25 protein-coding genes are annotated in these 25,121 nt (G+C 43.9%); 12 read left to right on the top strand and 13 right to left on the bottom strand.

Features of this window, described 5'->3' with window-relative positions; all coding sequences use genetic code 11:
- Nucleotides 1-301: 301 nt before the first annotated feature.
- The 7 genes from QMY49_RS06280 to citC are packed head-to-tail and all read right to left on the bottom strand — an operon-like array spanning nucleotide 302 to nucleotide 6,410.
- Complete coding sequence (locus QMY49_RS06280) at nucleotides 302-1,129, bottom strand: DUF5718 family protein (RefSeq protein WP_009697449.1); 828 nt, start codon at nucleotides 1,127-1,129, stop codon at nucleotides 302-304.
- 18 nt (nucleotides 1,130-1,147) lie between these two features.
- Entirely contained in the window at nucleotides 1,148-2,107 is a 960-nt protein-coding gene (citG, locus tag QMY49_RS06275) for a triphosphoribosyl-dephospho-CoA synthase CitG (protein ID WP_017190256.1), read from the bottom strand.
- Nucleotides 2,088-2,624: a citrate lyase holo-[acyl-carrier protein] synthase gene (gene citX / locus QMY49_RS06270; RefSeq protein ID WP_009702086.1), complete on the bottom strand. Its 537-nt coding sequence runs from the start codon at nucleotides 2,622-2,624 to the stop codon at nucleotides 2,088-2,090. Before citX ends, citG begins: the two co-directional genes overlap by 20 nt.
- Nucleotides 2,621-4,129, bottom strand: coding sequence for a citrate lyase subunit alpha (gene citF, locus QMY49_RS06265; RefSeq protein ID WP_370445481.1), 1,509 nt, complete (start codon nucleotides 4,127-4,129; stop codon nucleotides 2,621-2,623). The genes citX and citF overlap by 4 nt, the downstream gene beginning before the upstream one ends.
- Before the next feature lie 18 nt (nucleotides 4,130-4,147).
- Nucleotides 4,148-5,023 (bottom strand): citrate (pro-3S)-lyase subunit beta, encoded by an 876-nt coding sequence (gene citE, locus QMY49_RS06260; protein WP_005445440.1) that lies wholly within the window; start codon nucleotides 5,021-5,023, stop codon nucleotides 4,148-4,150.
- On the bottom strand, nucleotides 5,020-5,316 hold the full coding sequence (gene citD / locus QMY49_RS06255) for a citrate lyase acyl carrier protein (RefSeq protein ID WP_017190258.1): 297 nt from the start codon (nucleotides 5,314-5,316) through the stop codon (nucleotides 5,020-5,022). The genes citE and citD overlap by 4 nt, the downstream gene beginning before the upstream one ends.
- Before the next feature lie 41 nt (nucleotides 5,317-5,357).
- Nucleotides 5,358-6,410 carry a [citrate (pro-3S)-lyase] ligase gene (citC, locus tag QMY49_RS06250; RefSeq protein WP_033001190.1) on the bottom strand — a complete coding sequence of 351 codons (1,053 nt, stop codon included), beginning with the start codon at nucleotides 6,408-6,410 and terminating at the stop codon, nucleotides 5,358-5,360.
- A gap of 270 nt (nucleotides 6,411-6,680) precedes the next feature.
- Between citC and citS the strand changes: the two genes are divergently transcribed.
- The 6 genes from citS to QMY49_RS06220 all read left to right on the top strand — a co-directional run bounded on the left by citS (nucleotide 6,681) and on the right by QMY49_RS06220 (nucleotide 13,919).
- Nucleotides 6,681-8,024, top strand: coding sequence for a citrate/sodium symporter CitS (gene citS / locus QMY49_RS06245; RefSeq protein WP_017190260.1), 1,344 nt, complete (start codon nucleotides 6,681-6,683; stop codon nucleotides 8,022-8,024).
- Nucleotides 8,025-8,092: 68 nt separating this feature from the next.
- Entirely contained in the window at nucleotides 8,093-8,344 is a 252-nt protein-coding gene (locus tag QMY49_RS06240) for an OadG family protein (RefSeq protein WP_009697443.1), read from the top strand.
- Nucleotides 8,345-8,355: 11 nt separating this feature from the next.
- The gene (gene oadA, locus QMY49_RS06235) at nucleotides 8,356-10,167 is read left to right on the top strand and encodes a sodium-extruding oxaloacetate decarboxylase subunit alpha (RefSeq protein ID WP_283313472.1); all 1,812 of its coding nucleotides are present in this window, start codon (nucleotides 8,356-8,358) and stop codon (nucleotides 10,165-10,167) included.
- A 15-nt stretch (nucleotides 10,168-10,182) separates the two neighbouring features.
- Nucleotides 10,183-11,484 (top strand): sodium ion-translocating decarboxylase subunit beta, encoded by a 1,302-nt coding sequence (locus QMY49_RS06230; RefSeq protein WP_005445449.1) that lies wholly within the window; start codon nucleotides 10,183-10,185, stop codon nucleotides 11,482-11,484.
- 112 nt (nucleotides 11,485-11,596) lie between these two features.
- Entirely contained in the window at nucleotides 11,597-13,252 is a 1,656-nt protein-coding gene (locus QMY49_RS06225; RefSeq protein WP_283313469.1) for an ATP-binding protein, read from the top strand.
- A complete protein-coding gene (locus QMY49_RS06220) occupies nucleotides 13,239-13,919 on the top strand; it encodes a response regulator (protein ID WP_283313467.1) in 681 nt (226 codons plus the stop codon). The genes QMY49_RS06225 and QMY49_RS06220 overlap by 14 nt, the downstream gene beginning before the upstream one ends.
- Nucleotides 13,920-14,000: 81 nt before the next feature.
- Here QMY49_RS06220 and QMY49_RS06215 read toward each other — a convergent pair whose 3' ends face one another.
- Nucleotides 14,001-14,270 carry a hypothetical protein gene (locus QMY49_RS06215; RefSeq protein WP_005445453.1) on the bottom strand — a complete coding sequence of 90 codons (270 nt, stop codon included), beginning with the start codon at nucleotides 14,268-14,270 and terminating at the stop codon, nucleotides 14,001-14,003.
- 555 nt (nucleotides 14,271-14,825) lie between these two features.
- On the opposite strand from QMY49_RS06215, the gene QMY49_RS06210 reads away from it, so the two are divergent.
- Nucleotides 14,826-15,185 carry a hypothetical protein gene (locus QMY49_RS06210; protein WP_005445454.1) on the top strand — a complete coding sequence of 120 codons (360 nt, stop codon included), beginning with the start codon at nucleotides 14,826-14,828 and terminating at the stop codon, nucleotides 15,183-15,185.
- A gap of 164 nt (nucleotides 15,186-15,349) precedes the next feature.
- Here the strand turns inward: QMY49_RS06210 and QMY49_RS06205 are convergent, their stop codons facing one another.
- Nucleotides 15,350-16,063: a hypothetical protein gene (locus tag QMY49_RS06205; RefSeq protein WP_009697440.1), complete on the bottom strand. Its 714-nt coding sequence runs from the start codon at nucleotides 16,061-16,063 to the stop codon at nucleotides 15,350-15,352.
- Between the two features lie 615 nt (nucleotides 16,064-16,678).
- On the opposite strand from QMY49_RS06205, the gene QMY49_RS06200 reads away from it, so the two are divergent.
- Nucleotides 16,679-17,476, top strand: a complete 798-nt coding sequence (locus tag QMY49_RS06200) for a DoxX family protein (protein ID WP_017818053.1) — start codon at nucleotides 16,679-16,681, stop codon at nucleotides 17,474-17,476.
- Nucleotides 17,477-17,575: 99 nt separating this feature from the next.
- Here the strand turns inward: QMY49_RS06200 and QMY49_RS06195 are convergent, their stop codons facing one another.
- Nucleotides 17,576-19,210, bottom strand: a complete 1,635-nt coding sequence (locus QMY49_RS06195) for an ABC transporter substrate-binding protein (RefSeq protein ID WP_009697438.1) — start codon at nucleotides 19,208-19,210, stop codon at nucleotides 17,576-17,578.
- 444 nt (nucleotides 19,211-19,654) lie between these two features.
- Here QMY49_RS06195 and QMY49_RS06190 point away from each other — a divergent pair, with 444 nt between their 5' ends.
- Entirely contained in the window at nucleotides 19,655-20,764 is a 1,110-nt protein-coding gene (locus QMY49_RS06190; RefSeq protein WP_283313462.1) for an L-dopachrome tautomerase-related protein, read from the top strand.
- A gap of 112 nt (nucleotides 20,765-20,876) precedes the next feature.
- Nucleotides 20,877-21,242, top strand: a complete 366-nt coding sequence (locus QMY49_RS06185) for a cupin domain-containing protein (protein ID WP_283313459.1) — start codon at nucleotides 20,877-20,879, stop codon at nucleotides 21,240-21,242.
- Nucleotides 21,243-21,367: 125 nt separating this feature from the next.
- On the opposite strand, the gene QMY49_RS06180 is transcribed toward QMY49_RS06185, so the two are convergent.
- Nucleotides 21,368-21,796 carry a nucleotide triphosphate diphosphatase NUDT15 gene (locus QMY49_RS06180; protein ID WP_005445461.1) on the bottom strand — a complete coding sequence of 143 codons (429 nt, stop codon included), beginning with the start codon at nucleotides 21,794-21,796 and terminating at the stop codon, nucleotides 21,368-21,370.
- A gap of 95 nt (nucleotides 21,797-21,891) precedes the next feature.
- Nucleotides 21,892-22,272 (bottom strand): hypothetical protein, encoded by a 381-nt coding sequence (locus QMY49_RS06175; protein ID WP_017190266.1) that lies wholly within the window; start codon nucleotides 22,270-22,272, stop codon nucleotides 21,892-21,894.
- Between the two features lie 278 nt (nucleotides 22,273-22,550).
- Here QMY49_RS06175 and QMY49_RS06170 point away from each other — a divergent pair, with 278 nt between their 5' ends.
- Entirely contained in the window at nucleotides 22,551-22,889 is a 339-nt protein-coding gene (locus QMY49_RS06170) for a YceK/YidQ family lipoprotein (RefSeq protein WP_283313456.1), read from the top strand.
- Nucleotides 22,890-22,996: 107 nt separating this feature from the next.
- Nucleotides 22,997-23,719 (top strand): peptidase, encoded by a 723-nt coding sequence (locus QMY49_RS06165; protein WP_017818050.1) that lies wholly within the window; start codon nucleotides 22,997-22,999, stop codon nucleotides 23,717-23,719.
- 110 nt (nucleotides 23,720-23,829) lie between these two features.
- Here the strand turns inward: QMY49_RS06165 and QMY49_RS06160 are convergent, their stop codons facing one another.
- Nucleotides 23,830-24,300 carry a hypothetical protein gene (locus QMY49_RS06160; RefSeq protein ID WP_033008439.1) on the bottom strand — a complete coding sequence of 157 codons (471 nt, stop codon included), beginning with the start codon at nucleotides 24,298-24,300 and terminating at the stop codon, nucleotides 23,830-23,832.
- Nucleotides 24,301-25,121 lie beyond the last annotated feature (821 nt).

Below are 25,121 nucleotides of genomic sequence, written 5' to 3'. Positions count from 1 at the left end.
ATTATCACCAAAGCAATATAACCATATTTTTCATCAACTTATAAGGCTATAAAATTTCAAAACATATTTATAATTAGAGTAATTACGTTATTAAACAAACTTATAATAAACATTAAATGCACTTAACGAATCTGTGATTCACTGTCCACTTTTAAAACTTGAGCAAAATACATTAAATATCAATAAGACAAACACTAATATAAATATTAGATATATATCACTCCTTTTATTTCATTCAGCGAATAAGACATTAAAAAGCCCGCTAATTTGCGAGCTTTTTTTGTTCTCTATTGGCTTAAACTTAAAGCACTCTTTGACTCACATAAGAAAAGCCTGTCGCTTCATACTGCGACTTCTGTACCATGCCGAGCACATCTTTTGGTTGGTATAGGTGGCTGTCATACACAACAACCACACTTTCATCGCCTCTTTCCAAGAAATTCTGCTCACCATATTCGGTGTAGCGCGTTGCACCCACTGCGACCACTAGCTGGCTTGGGAGATTTGCTTGTTTGAGTAATGCGTGAATGTTTTCCATCGGACCACGATCCACTTGATGATTCATCTGATCACGTATCCAATCCAGCAGATCCGCATAGAAATAGGAGTATTCGTTTACCGCGCAATCTTCCCCGTAGGCGAATACCTGCTCTCCTCGCTTATGAAAGCTCGCGATTCTAAATCTGCCGATATCGCTATCAGGAGTGAGTCGTTCTAGTTCAATAAGTTGCGATGCCAAGCCTTTTGACGCTGCACCCCAATTTTTCTTCTCACTGATTTTATTCGCATCAGGGCGTCGAATCGAACAATCATTAAATGCGCCAAAATGCGTCGGCGTGAGCTGTAAGACCTGACCACCTTCATAAGAAACATCACAGATCAGAGCGAGCTCTGGTTCAATTTGTAAGTTCAAAATATCATTTGGCAACTTGGTCGTATCGGCACTTATTGGATATGTCGACAAATACGGATGTTCGATAAAAGGCACATAAATGGGGAACAATGCTTGGGGCTTGTTAGCGTTCACATCTCCGTAGAGAGCAAAGTCATCAGCCTCACCAGCTTGTTGCAGGTGACCTGCGAAGTTTCCCGCGATACCTAAGATCATCGCATCTTCAAAATTGTGCATACGTTTACTTGTTCCTAATTATTCGTCGTGATTCGCGATGATATGTCTCGTCAAATCATCAATTTCTGCCAGCAACCAAGTCAGCGCGAGCAAATCTGCACTGCCGCCCGGACTAAGGTTTTTTTCAATAAGCTGGCGGTCAAAATCCAGTAGCTGCTCTTCGAGGTTTGGATTATGCCAACCACCACTCTCAATAAGCTTCGATGCTATGTTCTGCACATAACGCAAACCATGCATCCCACCACGAGATACCACGTTGGTATCTTGATTGTGCACCATTAGCGTGAGCAACACTTGCCATAATGCTTGTTCTGCGGACGCGCCTTCATACAGCGCTTGTTGGTATGCAGGCAAACTGTAAGTCATGATCGTTTGATAGCCAGACGCCGCCTCACCTCTTGCTCCAGTTAAACCAAATTCTCGATACAGCCGCTCACCATGAGTTTCCTTTTTAGAGTCGGTATTTTTCAGCTCTTGAAATACCATTAACGCACAGCTGCGCTTGATAACTTGGCTAATGTGCAAAGAATCGACCGCAATGCCTTTGCCTTTTAACCAGCCGATCGCACCACACACCAGTCCAAGTCCAAAGATCATCCCTTTGTGCGTATTCACACCACCAGTCGCGGCAAACATTGCGCGTTCAGCTTGAATTCCAATCGGGCGCAACACATCCAGTAATGTCTCTGCCGAGTGCGTTGCATGCGCAAGACCAGCGTTAAGAAAGCCATTGAGAAAAGGACGAATTGCACTCGCGCTGGCTTCAAACAGCGGCACATTCATATCTGAGTGAGCACCGTTGCTAATAAGGTCAACAAGCCCCGGTTTTGGGGACAAGTGCACTTCCACCAGCATCGCGTGATACGCTAACTCAGAAACCAAAGAGAACAGATTCACCTTTACAGCAGAGCGATGCGCAACGCTTGGAACACGCTCGATATTTTGGTCGAGCAACAGTTTAAGAGCAACATTCGTCATAACACACCATCGACTCTATGTGAGAAACCAAGGTTTGAAGATCATGTTTACGCGAGCGCGCGCAAATCACGGCATCTTGTTCGCAAATAAGGCATTTTCTTCGCGTCATCCCTTGCCCTTTTCTTGAGATGATCTTTCCATCGACATCGATCACATCTAAATCCATTAACCGACCGAGACGATGGTTATTCTCTATCTCAATCATGGCTCGTTTGAGCGCCATGGCATTCGGTGCTTGGACCGCAAAAATTGCCTCTGGACCTGTGACTTGTCGCAGCAATTGTCGTCCTGCCATTGACCAGCCTTTTTCGAGACAAGTGGCTTGAATCGCTTGTACACCCTGTTCGAAGATTCGCTCCGTGCACTCCGTCATTTTCTGCGGACCTGGCATATTGACGGTAAACGACAGCAAAGGAAGGGAGTGGCGTTTTAACCACTCACCTTGTCGTTTCACACGAGCTTCTTTGTTGCTCAAGACATCATCGAGACCAACTTTCAGCCCATAGCGAATGCTCATTCAGATTTAACCTTTCTGATGACATCAATCACAGAGCCATCGCGATAACGTACATAACCCACCACTTGATCGTCATATTCAATTGGTTCCGCTTTGCCCGTTAATGATTGCGCTCTCGCAACCAAGGCTTCCATATCAAGCACAGGCAGTCCTGCGTTCAACAAACGCTCTTTTACTTCCGGGCGTCGAGGATTCACGGCAATACCATGGTCAGTCACCAACACATCTATCGATTGACCAGGCGTTACCACGTTTAGCACTTGCTCTACGACAGTTGGAATACGACCACGCACGAGCGGAGCAACAATCACGGCAAGGTTTGCGCCTGCCGCTGCGTCGCAGTGACCACCAGACGCGCCACGAATCACACCATCAGAACCGGTGATAACGTTGACGTTGAAGTTCACATCAATTTCAAGCGCGCTGAGAATGACCACGTCTAGACGATCAACCACTGCGCCTTTGGAAGATGGGTTAGCGTATTCATTCGCTGAGATTTCAATATGGTTTGGGTTTCGAGCAAGTGAGTCCGCAGCACCAGAGTCAAAACACTGCACGTCGATTAGATTTCGGATCAGCCCTTTCTCGTGCATAGAGACCATAGTTGAGGTAATGCCACCCAGCCCAAACTCAGCAGTTATACCTCGTTTTTCCATGCTATTTTCTAGAAAACGTGTGACGGCAAGCGACGCACCACCAGACCCAGTTTGTAAGCTAAAGTCTTGCTTAAAGTAACCAGAATTAATAATCACATCGGCAGCACGTTTTGCAATAAGCAGTTCACGTGGGTTACTGGTAAGACGCGTTTCACCGCCACCAATTTTGCTCGCATCACCAACTTCTTCGACTTCGACTACGGCATCCACCAAATCTTGTGTGATTGATGCTGGGTGATTTGGATAACCGACGATAGATTCAGTAAGCATGACCACTTTACGCGCGTGTTGAGCATCGATTTTGGCGTAACCCAAAGAGCCGCAGCGAGATTTGCCGTTCATGCCATTTGCATTGCCAAACTCATCGCAACAAGGCACACCGATGAACGCCACATCGATGTTTAGCTCGCCTGATTTAATCAAGTGCACACGTCCTCCATGGGAGTGAATATGCACAGGTTCTTTGAGCAAACCATGAGAAATGGCTTCACCAAGCTCACCGCGAATACCTGATGTGTAAATCTTACTCACTACGCCGTTTTTGATGTGCTCAACAACCGGCGAATGAATACCCGTTAAAGAGCTTGAAGCCAGTGTCAGATTCTTATATCCCATCTGAGCGATAGTATCTAACACCAAGTTAACCACCTTATCGCCACCTCGAAACGCGTGATGGAAAGAGATCGTCATACCGTCTTTAAGCCCAGAATCTAAAATGGCGGAACGCAGATCTGACTTTAGCTTTCTCGACTTTTTAGAGTTTGAGTCTTTGAGATGAGGCGTTAACGCATTTGCCTCTGAAAACAGTGACAACGTCTCTGGCAGCAATGCTGGTTTGATGGATTCCATTTGTTTCATGTTCGTGCCCTACTCTTTAATTCCAGATTGCGCTTTTTGTAACGTCCAACGAGCTCGCTCGATAATTGGTCCATCGACCATTTTTCCGTTAAGTGAAACCACACCAAGCCCTTGCTCTTGCGCTTCTTCTGCTGCCTCGATAACTTGAATCGCGTAATCCACCTCTTTTTGAGTCGGTGCAAATACGTTGTGAAGTAGCTCGATTTGCCTTGGGTTAATCAGCGATTTTCCGTCGAAACCTAACGACTTGATGTGTTCCGCTTCATTGAGGAATCCTTGCTCGTTATTAGCGTCGGAATAAACGGTATCGAACGCCATAATGCCCGCAGCACGCGCAGCTTGCAGAATAGAACAACGGGCGAACAACAACTCTGTCCCTTCTGGGCTACGTTGCGTTTTTAAGTCCCTGACATAATCTTCAGCACCCAGTGCAATGCCAATTAAACGCGAAGACGATTGAGCAATTTCGATGGCGTTATTCACACCTTGCGCACTTTCGATTGCCGCCATCATTTTGGTGCTGCCAACTTCTCTGCCACATACACGTTCGATGTCTTCAATACAGCGCTCCATTTCTTGCACGTCTTCTGCACTGTCTGTTTTTGGTAGACGAACTACATTGACGCCCGCACGTACAACGGCATGCAGATCTTTTAAACCAAACTCAGACTCTAGTGGGTTCACACGGACTACTGTTTCAATCTCTTGATACAAAGGGTGTTGCAGCGCGTTAAACACCAACATACGGGCGGTGTCTTTTTCTCTCAGCGCCACAGAGTCTTCCAAATCAAACATGATTGCATCAGGCTGATAAATGAAGGTATTACTTAACATGGCGGCGTTTGCCCCTGGAACAAACAACATGCTACGGCGTAACTTACTCATGATAATTTGCTCCATTGAATGTCATTGCTGTCTGCCGCGCGCATGACTGCAGCCTGAACGCGAGCCTTAATAACACAATCTAGTGCGCCTTTGTCTTCCACTTCTAACGTTGCGGAAGTCACGCCCATCGAATTGAGCACACCATGAATCAACGCTTCGATGGCTTTGCCAAACTGCTTTTTCACTGTGCTATCAAGAGAAATGTCGATGTCACCTTCTGGATTGGGTGAGATACGAACTTGCAAGTCACTGGATTCCAGTGTCCCTGCAAAAGCGGGTTTTATTATTTTCATTGAAAGACCTTTAACACCTTGGTTAAAAATTAATTGGGCTGTTAAGCAGCCACTGTTTCTTGGGTAAGACACGGTAAAGCGTCCGTGTGCCTTTGTAGGTAGTCGATAGAGGTTGAGGGTAAAAAGTGAACCAGTTGATCCAATTGCCCTTTCTGCAAGAGTTTTCGCACCGTTGACGCTGAAATCGTGGTGCCAGACGCACACTTACGCTCTATTTCAATAACGCTGATTGGTGCGCCGTTGAGATCCTTGGTGGTTAATCTGTGTTTCATTTGTTGGTTGTAATACTGAGTCACAACACAGTCTGGCTCCGTCCCAACAAATCGGTGTGTAATGCCTAATGCTGGCGCAATATGCTGACGATATAAATTTAGATCAATAGCGGTATGACAATAATCAATCAATCGCTTCTCTTTAATAAAGTAAGTAGGAAACGTTGCTTTAGATATTATATATTTTGAACCATGATGAATCGTAAGATTAGGAATATGTTTAGTGCCACTTTCAATCATGTTCAAACGATCGTGATAAGAAAAACCTTTACCCTCTTCGCTGACGACAAATAAATGTAGCCAATCACATTGTGACGCCGCCGTTTCAATTAAGTATTGATGCCCTAAAGTAAACGGGTTTGCATTCATCACAATGCTGCCTATTTTATCACCGTCTTTCTTTTTCTTTCTTAATGAACGTACAAAGTTTCTTAAATTGGTCTGACTATTTTCCATCAAGACTAATTTATCGTCCGCAAAAGAAATGGGGAAAAAACCAGATTCACGAAACCTTTGCATATTCTGAGGCTTGGTAAACAAGAACAGATCAAAGCGCCCCATTTCATAAGCCATCGTGGTCAACTCAGTCATTAATCGCAGAGAAAATCCAGTACCTTGTAAGGCAGGATCAATCGCAATAGATTTTAGTGTTGAACCAGCAAGACCGCCGCAAGCAATGATTTGACCTTGAGACTTCGCCACCACAAATCGCTCTACATCAGCGTCAACATCCAAATCATAACAAGTTAGAAACTCGGTAATAGCACCAAACTTCTCGTATTGATTTCGGTTCACTCGACTAAATGCGTAGGTGTCAAACATGATCATCATCCTCTTTCGTGTTGCCGCCATCATGCGTCACTTGAATTTGAAAAATGATGATCCGTATCGACTATTTTCTTCTACTAAACGTCATTTATGAATTTAATGAATTTAATTACTTAACTATCTTTAAATTAAGTAATTGAATAATTAAAAACTTTAAATTCATAAGTGTGTATATATTCCACAAAGTAAAATGATCACACTCACAGTTAGGTTTTTCATTCAAATTTAAATTACGCCATGTTAAATCAACACGGAATAATAATGATGAACGAAAAGACCCTTTCAATAACTGAAACAAGAAGCCCGGGATTAGACTTATTATCTCAAGTCCGAATCTTTGGCTTACCATTACCGCTATATGCATTTATGTTCGCGGTCATGTTAATTGCACATATGACAGACACCATCCCTGATAATATTGTCGGCGGTTTTGGTTTTATGTTTGTTGTTGGTGCGCTATTTGGCGAACTGGGTAAACGCCTGCCTATTTTTAACAAATACATTGGCGGTGCGCCTGTCATGATCTTCCTTGTCGCAGCTTGGTTTGTTCATGCAGGTTTACTAACCCAAAACGAAATTGACACTGTTACTGCAGTCATGAAGAAGACCGATTTTCTCGACTTGTTCATTGCCGTTCTGATCACTGGCTCGATTTTGGCGGTTAACCGTAAGCTACTGCTTAAATCATTAGTTGGTTACATTCCGACCATTCTTGCAGCCGTTGCAGGTGCTTCAATTCTCGGCATTCTTGGCGGAATGATGTTTGGCATTTCTATCGACAAAATCATGATGCTTTACGTACTGCCTATCATGGGTGGTGGTAACGGTGCAGGTGCGATTCCACTTTCTGAAATCTATGAGTCAGTCACGGGTGGCTCTAAAGAACAGTACTACTCGGTTGCAATTGCAATTTTAACCATCGCTAACATCGTAGCGATTGTCGCAGCAGCCGTTCTAAACAGCATCGGTGAAAAAGTACCGTCTTTGACTGGTAATGGCGAGCTATTGCGTAAGTCTAATTTCGATGTTGAAGAGAGCGAAGCACCAAAAATCACTCCACGTGAAATCGCGATTGGCTTGATGATGGCGGCATGTATTTACACCTTCTCATCCGCCCTTTCTAAAGAAATACTGCCAGGTTTTGGTGACGTAAAAATCCACACTTTCGCTTACATGGTCATCATCGTTGCGATTGTTAACGCCTGTGGTATCTGCTCTGAAGAAGTGAAAGAAGGCGCAAAACGCTTGTCTTCATTCTTCTCAAAACAATTGCTTTGGGTGCTCATGGTGGGCGTTGGTATCGCTTATACCGACCTTGGCGAAATCATGAATGCACTAACCTTCACGAACTTAATCATCGCAACACTGATCGTTGCTGGCGCAATCATTGGAGCCTCTGTCGGTGGTTGGTTAATGGGCTTTTACCCAATCGAGTCTTCAATCACTGCAGGTCTATGTATGGCAAACCGTGGTGGCTCTGGTGACCTTGAAGTTCTTGCTGCGTCAAACCGCATGAGCTTGCTGTCTTACGCGCAAATCTCATCTCGTCTTGGTGGCGGTATTGTACTGGTCATCGCAAGTGTCGTGTTTGGCATGTTGGGCGGTTAAACCCCTTCTTATTTTGTCAAAGAGCAAAGTCTTCCTTTGCTCTTTGTTTTGTCCAATGGGAGATATTAATGGAAGTTAATTTATTCGCCGAAGGCTTAAACCTCATGACTCTGGGTATGGGTTTTGTCTTCACTTTTCTTGTTTTCTTGGTCTTTGCTGTCAAAGCCATGTCTCGCTTTTTGGGGCGCTTTCATGTCGAACCAACTCCCCCTCCGCAAAAGAAAGTGGGTGCTGCCAAACCATCAAACGATGATAACCAACTCGTCGCTGTGATTGCTGCCGCTATTCATCATCAAAAAATCAAACAAAGCTCGCTATAAGAGGAATTCGAATGTCTGAGTCTACTAAACGCATTGGCATCACTGACGTTGTATTACGTGATGCCCACCAGTCGTTATTTGCCACCCGTTTACGCATCGACGATATGCTGCCAATCGCCCAACAGTTAGATGACATCGGCTATTGGTCACTTGAGTGTTGGGGTGGCGCTACGTTTGATAGTTGCATTCGTTTTCTAGGGGAAGATCCTTGGGAAAGACTGCGAGAACTCAAAAAAGCGATGCCAAAAACGCCGTTGCAAATGCTGCTTCGAGGTCAAAATCTATTGGGTTATCGCCATTACGCTGACGACGTCGTTGATAAGTTCATTGAGCGCTCCGTGGTAAACGGTATGGATGTATTCCGTGTATTTGATGCGATGAACGACCCACGAAACATGCAACAAGCAATTGCTGCGGTGAAAAAACAAGGCGCACACGCTCAAGGTACACTCTGTTACACCACTAGCCCTGTTCATAACCTACAAACCTGGGTAGACATCGCGCAACAATTGGGTGAACTTGGCGTTGATTCGATCGCAATCAAAGACATGGCGGGTATCCTGACACCAACCTTAGCCAGTGAGCTGGTTTCAACATTAAAACAGCAAGTGGATGTTGACCTTCACCTGCATTGCCACTCGACCGCTGGCATGGCTGATATGACGTTAATGAAAGCCATTGAAGCTGGTGTAGATCGTGTGGACACAGCGATTTCTTCCATGAGCGGCACTTACGGTCACCCAGCAACAGAATCTCTGGTTGCATCACTTCAAAACACTGAATACGACACAGGTTTGGACATTTCAGCGCTGGAAGCTGTCGCTGCATACTTTAGAGAAGTACGTAAAAAATACGCCGCTTTTGAAGGTCAGTTAAAAGGCTCAGACTCTCGCATAATCGTGGCGCAAGTCCCTGGTGGAATGTTGACCAACATGGAAAGTCAGTTGAAACAGCAAAACGCCGCAGACAAGCTTGATGCTGTGTTAGAAGAGATCCCGAAAGTCAGAAAAGAGCTAGGGTATCTGCCGCTTGTCACGCCAACGTCGCAAATCGTCGGCACACAGTCTGTCATCAATGTCCTTATGGGTGAGCGCTACAAAACCATTACTAAAGAAACCGCTGGTGTCTTGAGAGGCGAGTACGGCAAAACGCCTGCCCTTGTCGACACGGAACTGCAACAGCGTGTGTTGGAAGGTTCAGAACCAATTACTTGCCGCCCTGCCGATAAGTTGGAGCCAGAACTGGAGCACCTGACCACAGAAGTGACCACTCAAGCAAAAGCGCAAAACATTCCGCTCTCCGGCAGCGCTATTGACGATGTACTTACTATCGCGCTTTTCCCACAAGTGGGTTGGAAGTTCCTAGAAAACCGCAACAACCCAGACGCCTTTGAACCCGCACCTTGCAATGAAGCAGCAAGAGCAACAGCACAAGCAAAAAATAAGACCAAACCAGAGAAAAAAACCATGAATGCTACCTCAGAAAGCGGTGTTTACACCATTACCGTCAACAACCAAAGCTATGTCGTTCAGGTTGACGCAGGTGGCGATATTCAAGCCGTGTCAGCCCCCCAACCTGCACCATCAAAGCCAGTGACAACCGCTCAAGATGCCGAGCCGATGAACGCCCCACTTGCGGGTAACATTTGGAAGATCCACACCAAGCCTGGTGATGAAGTTGAAGAAGGCGATGTGCTGCTGATTCTTGAAGCGATGAAGATGGAAACAGAAGTTCGCGCACCACGTTCCGGAAAAATCGCCAGCATTGATGTGTCTGAAGGCGACGCAGTCGATGTAGGCGAACCTTTACTTCAACTGGCGTAACGAGGCATTAGTCACATGGAAAATGTCTTAGCGTTAGTGAATGACTTTGGTTTGTTCCACCTCGAATGGGGACAAGCCATCATGCTTATTGTTGGCTTGATTTTGCTTTATCTCGCCATTGTTAAACAGTTCGAGCCTTTGTTGTTGGTGCCAATCGGTTTTGGTGGGATTCTTGCTAACCTACCTGATGCAGGCTTAGCCTTGTCTGCGGTAGAAAACGCGCTCCATGCTGCCAAACCTGAGGTAATGTCAGCATTTGGCTCTGTGTTGAACATTGCGACGGACTCCGCTGCCGAAGTAAAAACGGCACTTGCAACGGCGACACCAACTCAACTTGCCAATATCCACTTACTCGCAGAAGAGTATCAATACTCAGATGGCATGCTGTACCTATTTTACAGCATTGCAATTGCATCTGGCGCTGGTCCTTTGGTGATATTCATGGGCGTAGGCGCAATGACGGACTTTGGTCCATTGTTAGCCAACCCTAAAACCTTGCTTCTTGGTGCTGCAGCTCAGTTTGGTATCTTCGCAACTGTGCTCGGCGCTCTGGGTTTGAGCTCTATGGGCTTGATGGATTTCAGTGTCGCGCAAGCCGCTGCTGTAGGCATCATTGGTGGCGCAGATGGTCCAACGGCGATTTACGTATCTAGCTTGCTCGCACCAGAGTTACTGGGTGCTATCGCTGTAGCAGCTTACTCTTATATGGCACTTGTACCTTTGATTCAGCCGCCAATTATGCGTGCGCTGACCACAGAATCAGAACGCCAAATCACGATGCAGCAATTGCGTAAAGTAAGCAAGTTAGAAAAGATTTGCTTCCCTTTGCTCCTGTTGATTCTGATTGCCATGTTGCTTCCTTCGGCGACACCGCTACTAGGTATGTTCTGCTTTGGTAACTTAATGCGTGAATGTGGCGTAGTTGAACGTTTATCGGATACTGCTCAAAACGCGTTGATCAACGTCGTCACCATCTTTTTGGGTCTTTCTGTGGGTTCCAAGTTGGTTGCCGATAAATTCTTACAGCCACAAACCATCGGTATTCTCGCACTTGGCATCGTCGCGTTTTGTATTGGCACAATGGCAGGTGTATTGATGGCAAAACTGATGAACCGTTTCGCGAGTGAAAAAGTGAATCCACTGATTGGCTCTGCGGGTGTCTCTGCGGTTCCGATGGCAGCAAGGGTGTCAAACAAAGTGGGTCTAGAAGCGAATGCACAGAATTTCCTACTGATGCACGCGATGGGACCAAACGTAGCCGGTGTTATTGGCTCGGCGGTTGCAGCAGGCGTGATGATCAAATATGTGATCGGTTAGACAGTTACACAAGGAACGAGGCTCGATTGGTTATCTTCAATAGATCTCGATCAGGTCTCTTCCTTGTTTCATTTGATAATTTACCCTTCAATCAATAAGAAGCTTACCATTCATGCCAGACCGAACATTTCACGACTACCTCTGCCGTAACTTCTCTTTTAGACAGCGTGTATGGGCGCTGCTTTTTGTGGTTGTTTCGTTTCAATTGCTCCTTATCGGTGGTTATTTCCACCACATCCTTTCTGATACGTTAAACCACCAGGTCAGTGCGCGCGCAGTCATACAAGCTCGTGAAATTGCCAGCGACCCTCAACTGATCGAAGCTGTCTCTTTACGAGATACAGCGCGGGTACAAAAACAAATTAAGCGCCTACAAGGGATTTCCGATGCCAACTTCATCGTCGTCGGCGATAGTAAGGGCATTCGCTTAGCGCATCCAGACATCAAAAAAGTTGGCTACCCGATGCAAGGTGGAGACAACATACGCGCCCTTCAACAAGGATTGCACTACTACTCAATACGAGAAGGCAGCTTAGGTTTTGCGATACGTGGGAAATCCCCCATTATTTCCTCAACTGGCGAGATCATTGGTGTTGTTTCAGTGGGCTACTTACTGGATACCGTTAGTAATTTACTGCTCCTCTACTCCACACCGTTTTTCTTTGCCTTATTGATCATTCTAGTTTGCTCATCTTTAGGCGCTTGGTTCTTCTCCCGTCATATCAAAAGTCAGATGTATGGTATGGAACCGGAAGAGATCGCCCTCTCCCTCCGCGTGCAAAACTCGGTGTTTGAAGCGGTTTACGAAGGCATTATTGCGGTCGACAAACAAGGTCGTATTTTGTCGGCAAACCAGAGGGGACTTAAGATTCTGGGAATTGCGCGTAATCTTTCCCACCTCCAAGGTCGAATGGTCAACGAATACGTCACCCCTGCTGACTTTTTCTTGGGAGCAAAGATGGCAGAAGACGCGGAGGAGTCACAGAGACAGCATCAAGTGATTACCTGTAACGGCGAAACTTTGGTCGCAACTCGCGTAAAGATTTGGGAAGACAATCAACACTCTGGCTGGGTCATAAGCTTCAGACCGCGCAATGATTTAAGCACGCTCACATCACAACTAAACCAAGTTCAGCAGCAAACCGACAATTTACGAGTATTGAGCCACGAATACGCAAATAAGCTTTCTACAGTGAGTGGGCTGATTCAAATCGGCGCATACGAAGAGGCGCTCAGTGCCATAAGGCAAGAAACAGAAACACATCAAAAGCTGATTGATTTCATTTCTCTTACGTTCAACTCCAAAGTGATTGCGGGTCTGTTATTGGGCAAATACAGCCGAGCAAAAGAACTTGGTCTCGCTCTCCATTTTGATCCGTACTGCCACCTGAGCGGTACACCAACCAAGCTTACTGATGATGAGTTAGCCGCCATCATAGGTAACCTACTCGACAATGCTTATGAAGCAACGTTGAAAAACCCTGACAGCAACAAATGCATCTCGATACTAATTTCTGACGCCAACGAAACGGAATTGGTGGTCGAGGTTGCTGACAATGGCACTGGAATACCCGATGAAATCGCAGAATCTCTATTTGATAAAGGGATCACCAGCAAATCGCAACCGGGACACGGTATTGGCTTGTATTTGGTCCACCAGCTTGTCAATAACGCTGGCGGTGCAATCCTTGTCGACGATGCCGAACCAACCGGAACAATCTTTTCTTTATTTATTCCTAACGAGAGTTTGAAAGATGGAAATTTATGACGTTTTGATAGTAGAAGATGAATCCAATATCGCGGACTTTCATTCTTACTATCTTCAGCAAACACAACGTTTCAGACCTATCGGAATTGCAAAAAGTATCGCTGAAGCCAGAAAGATGATTCAGTTACTGAAGCCAAAACTGGTCTTATTGGATAACTACTTGCCTGACGGCAAAGGGATCGATTTATTGAAAGACATAACCGCTGCCAAGCAGTCACCAGATGTTATTTTTATCACCGCCGCCAATGACATGGAAACAGTAAGAGAAGGCGTAAGGTGTGGCGTGTTCGACTATCTGCTAAAACCGATCTCTTATGATCGCTTAACCGATTCTTTAGAGCGCTATCTGAAGTACACCAGTTCGTTAAAAGCAAATGACAACATCAATCAACGCCACGTCGACGAGCTGTTTAACTTTCAATCCAAATCATCAAACATGCAAGCCTTACCCAAGGGGATCGATGAGCTCACGCTCGACAAAGTCACGAATGCCTTTGATGATGGTGAAATTATTTACACGGCGGAGTCCCTAGGCAATGAAGTCGGTATCAGCAAAACAACAGCAAGACGTTATCTTGAGTTTTTAGCCGCAAAAGGGTTTCTACTTGCTTTGATTCAACATGGTAAAGTTGGTCGCCCTGAAAGGGTTTATCAAAAGAAAATGTAACCTCCCCCTTGCTTAGGAAGAACGCTTTGAAACCCTACGATTCAAAGCGTTCCCTAAACGTCGTTGAAGCAACAACGTAAATCACAAGGTCAGATCCGCGGAGATAATTTCTGTGCCGTCGGAGACTTCCAATCGTTCAAGATTATCACTGTGCGCCTTGCATAAGGGCACCACGAAAACCTTACGCTCTTCCCCGTCTTTTCTAACCAGAACACCATAATCATGCTCTGCGGTACAGTTGGCTTCGCAGCAAAGGCGATGCTTAACGGTGCTGAAGTGGCGCCAATACGCTAGCCACTCTAGTTTTGCTTTTTCCGTAATTAGCTCATCAGATATCTTACTTACTATCATACTCATACCATTTGTTTAGTAGACAGAAGCATTACACCGGATCATCGAGTTTGAGTTTCTAAGCGCGTTCAAAGAAAAGCGCAGATTTAATGCATGATTTAATTTCTATGGTTTTTATTCTCTTTACGCTCCCAAAGGGCACTCTTTGCAAATATAAGGGCCTTGGCTTGTATACTTTGTTGCCGATTCTTGATTTAGAATGACTAGATCTTTAAATCGCCGCGCGTCTACAAACCAAGTCATTTTCGCTGAGCCTAGCATCTAGAGGTTACTTGGGTATAGAACACCCATTAAAAACAAAGCGTATTCAAATGTTGATTTCAAAAAAGATCACTAAAAACAATAATATCAACAATGATTTTGTCGATATGCAAAATCTAAGATTCAAATAATAGCAAGTGAAATTTAGTTCAATAAAAATAAATAAAGCAAAATCCAATCAGTGTTATATCTATGGTAAATAAAACATAGAGAATGGCTTATTGACACAAATGTAACAATATGTTTCCATAAAAACATCAAGTTCAACTTTTCATCAAAAGGTGCCTGATAGCCATGGAAAAACTAAGTAAAGAAGAGCTTAATGCGATTGCAACAAGAATGCTGCAAGACCTTATTATGTGTCGGATGCTTGATTTCCCCGAGCAAGGAAAAACAGCAAAGGAAATATCATTACTAACGAGGATCGATATATTCTCTGCATTTAGCATGCTCAACAAGCTAATCGATTGTGGTTTGATAGAAGAAAATAAATATCGGGATGACATTTATTATCGAGCGATCAATATTCCCGAATATTTTCACGTAAGTGTGCATCCCAATATTATTCTTGATTATGCAACAAGAAAAACAGAGCACATAAAGTTCTCTGGCACTTCAAAGCGATTATACAAAAAGCACTATATTTCTAACTGAGACGAAGGCTAGTCGTTATCCTAGCAACAACAAAAATGAAGGCTTACCGTGGCAAGCCTTCATCTTGATGATGTTTAGATGAATATTGATTTAAGAGACGTGGTATCTAAAGGACTAACGGCTAGGAGCTAGAGCTAGAGCTAGAGCTAGAGCTAGAGCTAGAGCTAGGAGCCATTTTTGTTAATGTAAACGTCCGGCATCAAACAAGACGTGATGTCTGAGTTTTCGTACTCAACACTGTTCATTAGCTTTCCGCCTTGTAGATCAACGTTCTTCACTCCCATTTGTTTAAGGTCGTTGAGTGAGTAGTACCAACCTTCTGTGAGCTTGTTTTTTTGGCAACTTCTGTCTCTTATCTGACCATAAACCGTGATATATGGGTCGACATTGATGTAATTAAAGTATGCCTTTTCTTTGACCCTCAGATGGTTGAGGTAACCTTCATATTGATTCCAATAACCGTTTGGAATGGTTTGTTTCCACAGTTCATCAGATTGTAACGCACCACCGTGCCACCCTATCAAGGCATCCTTTTTAATAGTAATACTATTGGCAGCCGTTAAGACATAGTTTGCGCATGCTGAAAAACATAGACGGCTGACTTCCACATCAAGATTATTTTCTTTTACAAAGTACCCAAACTCGATACCGGTATCAATCTCGCCTCCAGGACTGGTAATTCTGAGCTTTTTAATCTTCTTATCGCTAGATTTTACTAACCGGATTGCTTTTAAAACATCACCGCCAGAAATGACACCATCATAAACCAAAGTATCACCAACAATGATGACTTTACTCGCGGTTGGAACCATCAATTGTTGTGATGCACAGCCTGACAATATTACTGACAAACCAACAAGAATATGCTGACGCTTCATAAACTGTTCTCGTTTTATATTACGATTAAGCCGCAGAAAAACAGCAAAAAGAGACACTTTACATCTTTTTTGCTTAGTCTTTTCATGAGGAAATAAAGACACGAGAAGACAATTCGTTATATCTTCTCCAATTGATTCATAAAAGCACAGTTTGATCTCACAAGATAATAGATATCAGATAGTTATGCGATCAGGTTCAAACATTAATTGCAGGGAAATATATTTACCTCATTGACACATAAGACATAAATATAGTTAAGCACAGAATCTAATTGAATATATGAATGACATATGCTCAAGTGACTTCAAGATGCAGGGTTCAGAGCATTGTCATTGATTCCCTGTTTACCGAAATTAAGTAATAAAAGTCATTTTTTATCAATAGTCGACAACGTGTTGAATTGAAGGATACTTATTAACATCGGCTTCACGTTCTGCCTCTCCTCTCTTCCACCTTAATTACTCGCTGTCTTGCAGCTGTCACTCGCTTTGTCTGTGTATTGTTCATCTCAGCCAAAGAATGATTTCACTTATTCCCTAATTATCAGAGAGTTAATAAGGCGTATTTTATTGTTCAGACACTCACTACAAATTCATAAACCTGATGAGGACAGGATGACTGCTCTTACTGGTCACGAGATGGAGAAACTATCAATGAACAATAAAAACAACACGTGGGTCGGGTTACAAATAACGTCTTTAGCGTCACTGGCAGCGATCGTGTTTAAACTCAATACCTACAATGATGTGTGGCTAACCACATCCCTTCTATGCTTTGGCGTATTGACACCTATCCTTGTTTTCGCTCTGAGAAATCGCAACAGACTGTCATTTTTGATGACCATTGCTCCAACCATAGTCATCATTCGTATCGGTGATCAAAATGACATTTCATTGGTTGGGTGGTTAACCGCCTTATCGTTGATCCCGTTGCTTGTTCAGTTCATCGGCATTGCGAAAGAGATATACAAAGAGAGCCCAAACGAATTTGCCCTTACCTGTATACGCCTATTTCTCGGATTGAACTTCTTAACCCACGGAACGGAAAAGTTGTTTGCAGGAACCCAGATACACAATGGCATGCGAGGTTACTTTGGGCAGGTTGCTGGCTTTGATGCGGTCGGTCCTTGGTTCACTGACTTAATGATCTACGTAGGTGGTATAACGGAAATTTCAGTAGCGCTATTGATTGGCTGGGGATTGTTTACACGCATCGGCGTTTTGTGGGCAATTGCGTATTTAATTGCGGCGGAGCTCTTCTCGGGTCACTTCTTCACAGGATATACGTGGGCACTGCCGGGTGGTGGATGGGAGTTTCCTTTCTTCTGGGCAATGGCATTATACCCATTCTTGTTCCTGCATAATCAAGGGGCGTTATCTCTAGATAGCATGCTTCGTCGAGTTCGCGCTTAAGCTGGTTTTCTCAGCTTAGCCACCCTTGCCAATTTCCCCTTCCAAAAAAGAGAGTTTGAGTTTCGCAAATCTCACGAAACTCAAACTCTTATCGAGCGCTTATTTCGCTTTGATGTACAGATCTTTGGTGTAGATCTTATCCTCAGCGTTGCCTTTCGGATAACCACCGAGAAGTGGAGAAACTAAACGAGTCGTCACGTACTGATAGATAGGCGCTAATGGCATGTCTTTCGCCATCTGAGTTTCTGCCGCGTAGTAAAGCTTGGTTCGCTCTTCTTCTGAGGTCGAGTTCAACGCTTTTTCTATGATGTCATCGTACGCTTTGCTCTTATAGTGAACTCCACCATTGACGTTAGAGCCGATCATCAAAGTCAGGAAGGTTGATGCTTCGTTGTAATCCCCACACCACGCGGCGCGCGTAACATCAAAGTTCCCTTCATCACGACTGGCTAAATAAGATTTCCACTCTTGGTTTTCTAAGTGAACTGTCACGCCCAGTGTTTTCTTCCACATTGATGAAATGGCAACGGCGAGTTTCTTGTGGTTTTCTGATGTGTTGTACAGCAGATTAATATCTAGAGGATGTTGTTTGTCATAGCCCGCCTCTTTAAGCAGTGCTTTAGCTTTTTCATTACGCTGCTTTTGAGTGAGTTTGCCGTATTCAGGCAACTGAGGGGAAAATCCGGCCGTGATTTCTGGCGTCAGGAAGTACGCAGGCTTTTGTCCCTGCCCGAGGATGGCTTTGGTAATAATGTCTCGGTCAATCGCATAAGACAGCGCTTTACGTACTCGAACATCATCAAACGGTGCACGTTGAGTATTGAACTGATAGTAGTAGCTACATAGATTGCCTTTTATCGACAAGTCCTCAGGGTACTCTTTTTGAAGTCGACGGAAGTGTTCGTTTGGCACTTCGTTGGTCATTTGAATCTCACCTGACAAGAAGCGGTTCATTTCTGACACCTGATCTTCAATAGGCAGATAAGTCACTTTGTTAATGACGGTGTGTACATCATCCCAATACTTTGGATTTCGCTTAAGCACGAGACGCTCGTTGACCACCCATCGGTCTGGCACATATGCACCATTCCCCACAAAGTGTTCCGGCTTGGTCCACTTATCTCCCCACTTCTCTACCGTTGCTTTATGGACTGGCATCATGGTGGTATGAGCGAGCATCTTAACAAAGTATGGTACTTCAGCATCGAGCTCGACCTTAAGGGTATAGTCATCAAGCGCTTGGACACCTAACTGACTGATATCTTTCTTGCCTTCTATGATGTCTTGCGCGTTTTTCATTTTGGTCGAAGAAAGATACCAAGCGTAAGGTGACGCAGTTTTTGGATCCACGACTCGACGGAAGCTATAAACAAAATCTTGCGCTGTAACCGGGTCACCATTAGACCATTCTGCGTTGTGGCGTAAATGAAAAACGAAGGTGCGATTGTCCGTTGTTTCCCAAGACTCCGCGACGCCAGGGATGGTTTTACCATCGGCATCTTGCGTTACTAAGCCTTCCAGTAAATCGCGAATCACATTAGATTCTGGAACGCCCTCGGACTTTTGTGGATCAATAGTTGCGACTTCGGTGCCATTACCTCGAACAAACTCCTGCTTTTTAGCCAGCTTTACTCCGTCTGGCACGTTCGCGGCGAACGCAGGTTGAGTAACGGCATAGCCGATGATACTGGTACTGATAAGGAGTGTAATTTTAGTATTGTTATTAATGAACATGGTTGTGCCTGCTTGTTTGCTGTGAAACTTTTTATTAACAACCACTATTCACTACAATATCTCTCTTCAAAAGATAATAATTATTCACAAAATCAGACGCTTTACATCACTTCATCACCACAACTTATCTCTTGCTAATTAGATTCAATAAAATAGTCACGTTGGAGCTTTGAGCTTTGAGCTTTGAGCTTTGAGCTTTGAGCTTTGAGCTTTGAGCTTTGAGCTTTGAGCTTTGAGCTTTGAGCTTTGAGCTTTGAGCTTTGAGCTTTGAGCTTTGCACTCACGGATTATCAAAAATTATTAGAAAATAAATCAAATAAAGAACTGTTTTTAATGGACTATTCCGAGGCTAGGATTTCAATACGCACTGAATGAGACGCTCAACATCTAATTCGAGTCGCCAAAATCCATACATCAAACTGTTCATTTCAAAATGGAAATAAAATGAAAAAGCATCTTTTAACTACCAGCCTCTTCACTGCTGCTGCCGCAATTTCAGCGGTGGCATCCTATTCAACTTACGCTGCGGAAATCGGTTCTCTTGAAGCCGTGACACAATTTAACGACTACCGCGGCGCAGGTGTCACCGTAACACCCGAAGGTCGCTTGATCGTAAGCATGCACCCTTTGGACAATCCCAAATATCGAGTCGTCGAAGTGATGGCGAATGGTACTAAAAGACCCTTCCCAACCATGGACTGGTCAGACGGACCAGAGGTCGGCGATGTAGGCTTAAGTGCGGTTATTGGCGTTCACTCCGACAGCAAAGGTACGGTCTGGATGCTCGATATGGGCAGCGAAACCTCACCAGCACAATTGGTCTCGTGGGACACGTCTAAAAATAAGTTGAGCAACCAAATTACAATTAACTCATCTGCGCTAAGAGACAACTCGTTCCTGCAAGATTTTGCCATCGATGAAAAGCACGCGAAGATCTACATCGCTGACATGACCTTTGGCAACTTCATTGGTGCAACGAAACCCGCTATTGTCGTGGTAGATTTAAAAACGGGTCAGTCGACACGTGTATTAGAAAATGCGCCCCAACTTATGCCAGAAGACAGAGATATAGTCATCGAAGCTTCTCCATTGGCATCGAAAACAGAACAAGGTGCCACGAACCACTTACGTTTTGGGTTAAACCCAATCGCTATTGATGACAATAACGAATGGCTCTACTTTGGCGCATTTACTGGCACAAAAATCTATCGAGTTCCGACTTCAGCCCTAGAAAATGCAAATAACACAGATAGTAAGCTGCAGAATAAAATCGAAGTATACGGACCAAAAAGACCCAGCGATGGCATTGCGTATGCGCCAGGGGGTGGCATTTTAGCGACCGATCTCGAACATAGTGGTGTTGGTTTGGTAACCAAAGGCAAATATCAGACACTTATTCAAGACAAAAAGCTATCTTGGCCGGACAGTATGGCAGTCAGCGGCGATTACATTTATGTCACCCAAGACCAGCTTCATCAGCACCCAGCATTCAGTCAAGGTCTCGGTAATGCAAAGGCGCCTTACACCCTGTATCGCTTCAAATATCAACCTTAACGGTCATCTATTACGTGTGAACAATGTTTCTCTTTACATACGGTCAGTAGCGACATAACGTCGAAGGAGATAAAGAGCGTTTCAATCCCAAAAATTCAAGGAGTTATCATCAATGAAGAAGATCAACATTAATGAGAAATTTGGGCTTTTTTCAGAGCAGTGGACACCCAAAATATTAGCTGATTCGAACGGTCAGCTAGTTAAAATCGCAAAAGGCTCTGGCGAATTAGTTTGGCATAAACATGACAACGAAGATGAACTATTTATCGTCTTTAAGGGTGAACTGACGCTGAAATTACCAGAGCAAGAAGTGGTACTAAAGCCGGGTGAAATGTTTGTTGTACCGAAAGGTGTCGAGCACTGCCCTGTCGCTGAGCCAGACACTCACTTCATGATGATTGAGCCATCCACAACGGCGCATACTGGTGAGCTGAAAAGCGATATTACCGTATCGGTTGAAGAACAAGAGTGGATATAGCGCGATAAAATTAACCACTAGTCATTATATCCCTGCACCTTGAGGTGACTTAGGGATTAGTATCAAAGCTGGTCTAGAGCTCAAAACTAAACCAGCTTTTACCAAAGGGGCAACGCTACGGCTCTCTATTCAGCGCTAGCTTGGAAAAGCACATCTAGTTCGGTTTGTGCTTTTAGCAAATTCTCTAAAGGCAAAAACAGAGGCTCCGGAAGCTTGTCTAAGTCAAACCATTTCCATTGCTTACACTTCTCCGGCTCAGCGACCTGAGGCTCTCCAACCTCACATGAAGCAGCAACAAACAAAGTGACATAGTGCTTACCCTCTTTCTCGAAAACATCATTCGTGAAGCTCAACTTCTTAAAAGACCCAACAACTAAGCCGGTTTCTTCGAGTGTTTCGCGCTTAGCACAATCTTCAATAGATTCCCCCCATTCAAGGTGTCCTCCGGGTGTAGCCCAAGTATGAGCCCCGTGTGAGCCAATACGTTCACCAAGTAGCACTCGTCCTTCGCGCACAATCACTGCCGCGACACCTACTCTTACTGCTTTATCCAATCTAATCCCCTTTTTAATTACTGCATAACGCCGCAATACTTTGTTATGTATTTAATACCGATAGAAAAGCATCCTGCTACAACGAGTAATGTTGCCTAAGCGCCTGCCATAACGCTGTTTTGTATCAATGCAAAACCAAAAATCAACAGTCCAAATGCTTGGCAACCTGCCCTAATGCGTATGTAGATTTCTTCGTTATCTCGCTTATCGAAATGGTCGATGATTTCTACCAAACAGTAGATACAGCCAAGTATAAAGGCAGCAAAAGCGATGTATATGGCATCACCGTGTAGCGTTACCTCTGTACGCCTTCCTAAAAACACATATAACTCGCCGGAATAGATGCCATAAGCGCCATACACCACCAGAAAGACGCCGACTACTAAGTTGAGGACTAACTTATGTTTAGGGAACGAGTTAGGAACATGTTTTTCTCCCGCTTTTCTATTTTTCTGTATGAAAAAATCAGTAAACATAGTTATTCCCAAATTAAGTTGGAACGTAAGTGGTATCGCGACGTCAATCGTTGATTAAATTGCCACATTACACATTTCTAGGGAGGTCTGTGGAGAACGATGACAATCTAAGAGCGAAACCTTTCATTTCCCTCTCTCTTAAACGCCACTATGTACCTAAACACTCTAAACTTTGTTGCGTAGCGCATATTATTGAACACAAAAAAGAATATCTACTCGCAATTCATTCTTTTGGGCTATAGATTCAATTTCAACGTTTATGTTTATAAAATATTTAAATGAAAATGAAAAACAATAACTTTAAGAAACTACAAACTGCATTACTTCTTACGCTTACCACTTCAATGATGGGTTGTTCTTCTTTGGATACTCACCTTGTGGGAGGGTATGGAGCGCCGTTTTCAGGAACAACACTGGCAGTCGCGTCCCAACCTTGCGCTTTTAGAAACGACTCGGTGGTCGACTATGTCTTTTACCCTTTGACTTTCATCGACATCCCGCTCTCTTTAGCAGCAGATGTCGTCTTTCTTCCGGTTGATTTAGCAATGGTGTTTACGCCAACGACGGACTATCGATTTGCATTAACACAAGGCTGTGGCACACATAGCATGATCTAAAGTTTGTTGTTAACTCGACAGCTAGCATTTTTATAAAAGCCCTACACATAAGGAACCAGACGCAGATAAACATGTCTATTAATGCGGTTCATTAATCAGGTAAATTTATGTGTGTTAAGTTAACAAAAATGGTTCTCCCTTTTCTATTGCTGCCGGGAGCGCCCGTTTACAGCGCAGAAACAACCAACGTTACACTTGTGGGTGACTCGATTCACTACACCGGTACATTAACCTCCGAAGCAAACGACGCTGTTGTGGAAATCTATGCTGATGCGGCAGTGAAACCAACCACTCTTGTGATCTCAAGTGACGGCGGTGATGTGGAGCTGGGAATGGCCTTAGGTGAATGGGTTTTTGCAAATAAAATAGATATTGAAGTCAACGACTATTGCCTTTCCTCTTGTGCAAACTATGTATTTACCGCAGGCAAAAACAAATATATATCAAACAAAGCAATTATCGGTTTTCACGGAGGCTTAAGCAGTCAGGAGTTTGATACCTCAGATATTGAGGCTTCATTTAAGGACTTACCCAAAAGACAAAGGGAAGAAGAAATTCAAAAAGTCTTATATGAAATGCAAACGTATATTGGCAAAACTAAGGAAAAAGAAGATTCGTTCTTCAAAAAAATCAAAGTAAAACAAGAAATAACAACCCTTGGTCAATCTCCCCGCTACGATAGTTTTTCCGATTCGGATTACTCCGGTTGGACCTATAACCCAAACGATTATTCGAAACTTGGAGTGAAAAACGTTTTTGTTAAACAGCCACCTTGGGAACTCGAACAACTCAAAAAATTTGGAAAAGTTTTCGTAGTCGAAGTCGAATAAGCTTCTCGCTAAAGCCCTGAAAAATAGCACCGGGAAAACCCGAGAATAAGAGACATCTAGGCTTGATAGTCCATTCAATCAAGCCTAGCTACGAGATACGCTTCAAACCTCTATTGCCAGGTAGAAATAATCTGTCTCAGCTTACGTTCTTGTCTTAGTGCTTCAAACCAAAAACCACCACAAGTCAACGCGATTCCAAACAAAAACATCCCGAGTGGTATGAGCAAAGGTAAGCTAAAAGTATCAACACTCAGAAGAATGTAAATACCGGCACCTCCGGTAACGGCAAGCCAGAACAACATAAAACACATCACAAACAAATTTAACCGCATGGAGACGCTCACCCGAGTACTATCTTTATTCGCCTCTACCTTCCCCTTCATGACAGGTAAAAATGAATTTCTGTAACGAATGTTTCCCACAAGATCGAAGCCCGTTTCGTCTACCTTTCCACAAAATGCTGAAGAGGAACTAGGCTTGAAAAAAGCTCGTTCTGATGTGTTTTCTTGTATTCGCTTTAAAACTTCAGGTGCAGACAAGAACGTATCGATTTGAAACCTATTATAGGGAATTAACTTCATAATGATCTCTATATTTAACATATACCCAAGTGACTTCAAGATGCTGGATTCAGAGCGTTGTCATTGATTCGAGTGCAAGGAAAACAACGAAGCGGAATAGCACGCTCTTTCCAAGTTGTTTGACGTAGCAATCGGGTCAATGACACGCTCCCAGAGGGCCCTCTTTGCAAATAGTAAGGGCCTTTGTTTGTATACTTTGTTGCCGATTCTTGATTTAGTCCCACTAAGCCTTCAAATCGCCGCCGCGTCTACAAACCAAGTCATTCTCGCTGACCCAAGCATCTCGAGGTTACTTGGGTATATCATTCAAAACTACTCAAAAATGCCACACGTTGCGAATCAACATTAAAAAACTGTATCCATTCAAACTTGAGAAATAACGGTTTACTACCCTTATAACATTGAAATAATTGATAATTTCCAGATTTATTATTGAATATTCCAATTACCGCAAAATAAGCTTGAGCGATTGTGGAGGTAAACCGTTCACCTCCGCTTGACCTTTACCTTGGGTGAAGCCCTAGCCTTTCTTTATCAGGTAATGAGAAAGGGGATTTCTTATGGGCATGTGTCATCACAACGGTTCAGATGTTTCTGAAACCAAGCCAATTTGGCGAATACTACTCATCCTAAGTTCAATCGTTCTATTGCTCGTTTTGTTGTTTGGATAAAAGGCGGAATGGCATGTGAAAGTTGCGTACGTCAGGATATCTCACTCGATGAATCACGCATCTGAACATCGAATAGCGGAGAACTGCGCCTTAGAGGGAAATTTGCGCGATTTAACAAATTTCAGGTAAAGAAAAGCCCACCTAAAAAGG

Origin of the sequence: Vibrio harveyi (genome assembly GCF_030060435.1) — a bacterium.
GTDB classification, from domain to species: domain Bacteria; phylum Pseudomonadota; class Gammaproteobacteria; order Enterobacterales; family Vibrionaceae; genus Vibrio; species Vibrio harveyi.
The sequence above is the reverse complement of the archived record's forward strand: the minus strand, read 5'-3'. Positions and strand labels throughout refer to the sequence as shown.

Coding starts and splice junctions, on each gene's coding strand:
- QMY49_RS06280 (WP_009697449.1), bottom strand. CDS start 1,129: ATGCACAATTTTGAAGATGCGATGATCTTAGGTATCGCGGGAAACTTC.
- citG (WP_017190256.1), bottom strand. CDS start 2,107: ATGACGAATGTTGCTCTTAAACTGTTGCTCGACCAAAATATCGAGCGT.
- citX (WP_009702086.1), bottom strand. CDS start 2,624: ATGAGCATTCGCTATGGGCTGAAAGTTGGTCTCGATGATGTCTTGAGC.
- citF (WP_370445481.1), bottom strand. CDS start 4,129: ATGGAATCCATCAAACCAGCATTGCTGCCAGAGACGTTGTCACTGTTT.
- citE (WP_005445440.1), bottom strand. CDS start 5,023: ATGAGTAAGTTACGCCGTAGCATGTTGTTTGTTCCAGGGGCAAACGCC.
- citD (WP_017190258.1), bottom strand. CDS start 5,316: ATGAAAATAATAAAACCCGCTTTTGCAGGGACACTGGAATCCAGTGAC.
- citC (WP_033001190.1), bottom strand. CDS start 6,410: ATGTTTGACACCTACGCATTTAGTCGAGTGAACCGAAATCAATACGAG.
- citS (WP_017190260.1), top strand. CDS start 6,681: ATGAACGAAAAGACCCTTTCAATAACTGAAACAAGAAGCCCGGGATTA.
- QMY49_RS06240 (WP_009697443.1), top strand. CDS start 8,093: ATGGAAGTTAATTTATTCGCCGAAGGCTTAAACCTCATGACTCTGGGT.
- oadA (WP_283313472.1), top strand. CDS start 8,356: ATGTCTGAGTCTACTAAACGCATTGGCATCACTGACGTTGTATTACGT.
- QMY49_RS06230 (WP_005445449.1), top strand. CDS start 10,183: ATGGAAAATGTCTTAGCGTTAGTGAATGACTTTGGTTTGTTCCACCTC.
- QMY49_RS06225 (WP_283313469.1), top strand. CDS start 11,597: ATGCCAGACCGAACATTTCACGACTACCTCTGCCGTAACTTCTCTTTT.
- QMY49_RS06220 (WP_283313467.1), top strand. CDS start 13,239: ATGGAAATTTATGACGTTTTGATAGTAGAAGATGAATCCAATATCGCG.
- QMY49_RS06215 (WP_005445453.1), bottom strand. CDS start 14,270: ATGATAGTAAGTAAGATATCTGATGAGCTAATTACGGAAAAAGCAAAA.
- QMY49_RS06210 (WP_005445454.1), top strand. CDS start 14,826: ATGGAAAAACTAAGTAAAGAAGAGCTTAATGCGATTGCAACAAGAATG.
- QMY49_RS06205 (WP_009697440.1), bottom strand. CDS start 16,063: ATGAAGCGTCAGCATATTCTTGTTGGTTTGTCAGTAATATTGTCAGGC.
- QMY49_RS06200 (WP_017818053.1), top strand. CDS start 16,679: ATGACTGCTCTTACTGGTCACGAGATGGAGAAACTATCAATGAACAAT.
- QMY49_RS06195 (WP_009697438.1), bottom strand. CDS start 19,210: ATGTTCATTAATAACAATACTAAAATTACACTCCTTATCAGTACCAGT.
- QMY49_RS06190 (WP_283313462.1), top strand. CDS start 19,655: ATGAAAAAGCATCTTTTAACTACCAGCCTCTTCACTGCTGCTGCCGCA.
- QMY49_RS06185 (WP_283313459.1), top strand. CDS start 20,877: ATGAAGAAGATCAACATTAATGAGAAATTTGGGCTTTTTTCAGAGCAG.
- QMY49_RS06175 (WP_017190266.1), bottom strand. CDS start 22,272: ATGTTTACTGATTTTTTCATACAGAAAAATAGAAAAGCGGGAGAAAAA.
- QMY49_RS06170 (WP_283313456.1), top strand. CDS start 22,551: ATGAAAATGAAAAACAATAACTTTAAGAAACTACAAACTGCATTACTT.
- QMY49_RS06165 (WP_017818050.1), top strand. CDS start 22,997: ATGTGTGTTAAGTTAACAAAAATGGTTCTCCCTTTTCTATTGCTGCCG.
- QMY49_RS06160 (WP_033008439.1), bottom strand. CDS start 24,300: ATGAAGTTAATTCCCTATAATAGGTTTCAAATCGATACGTTCTTGTCT.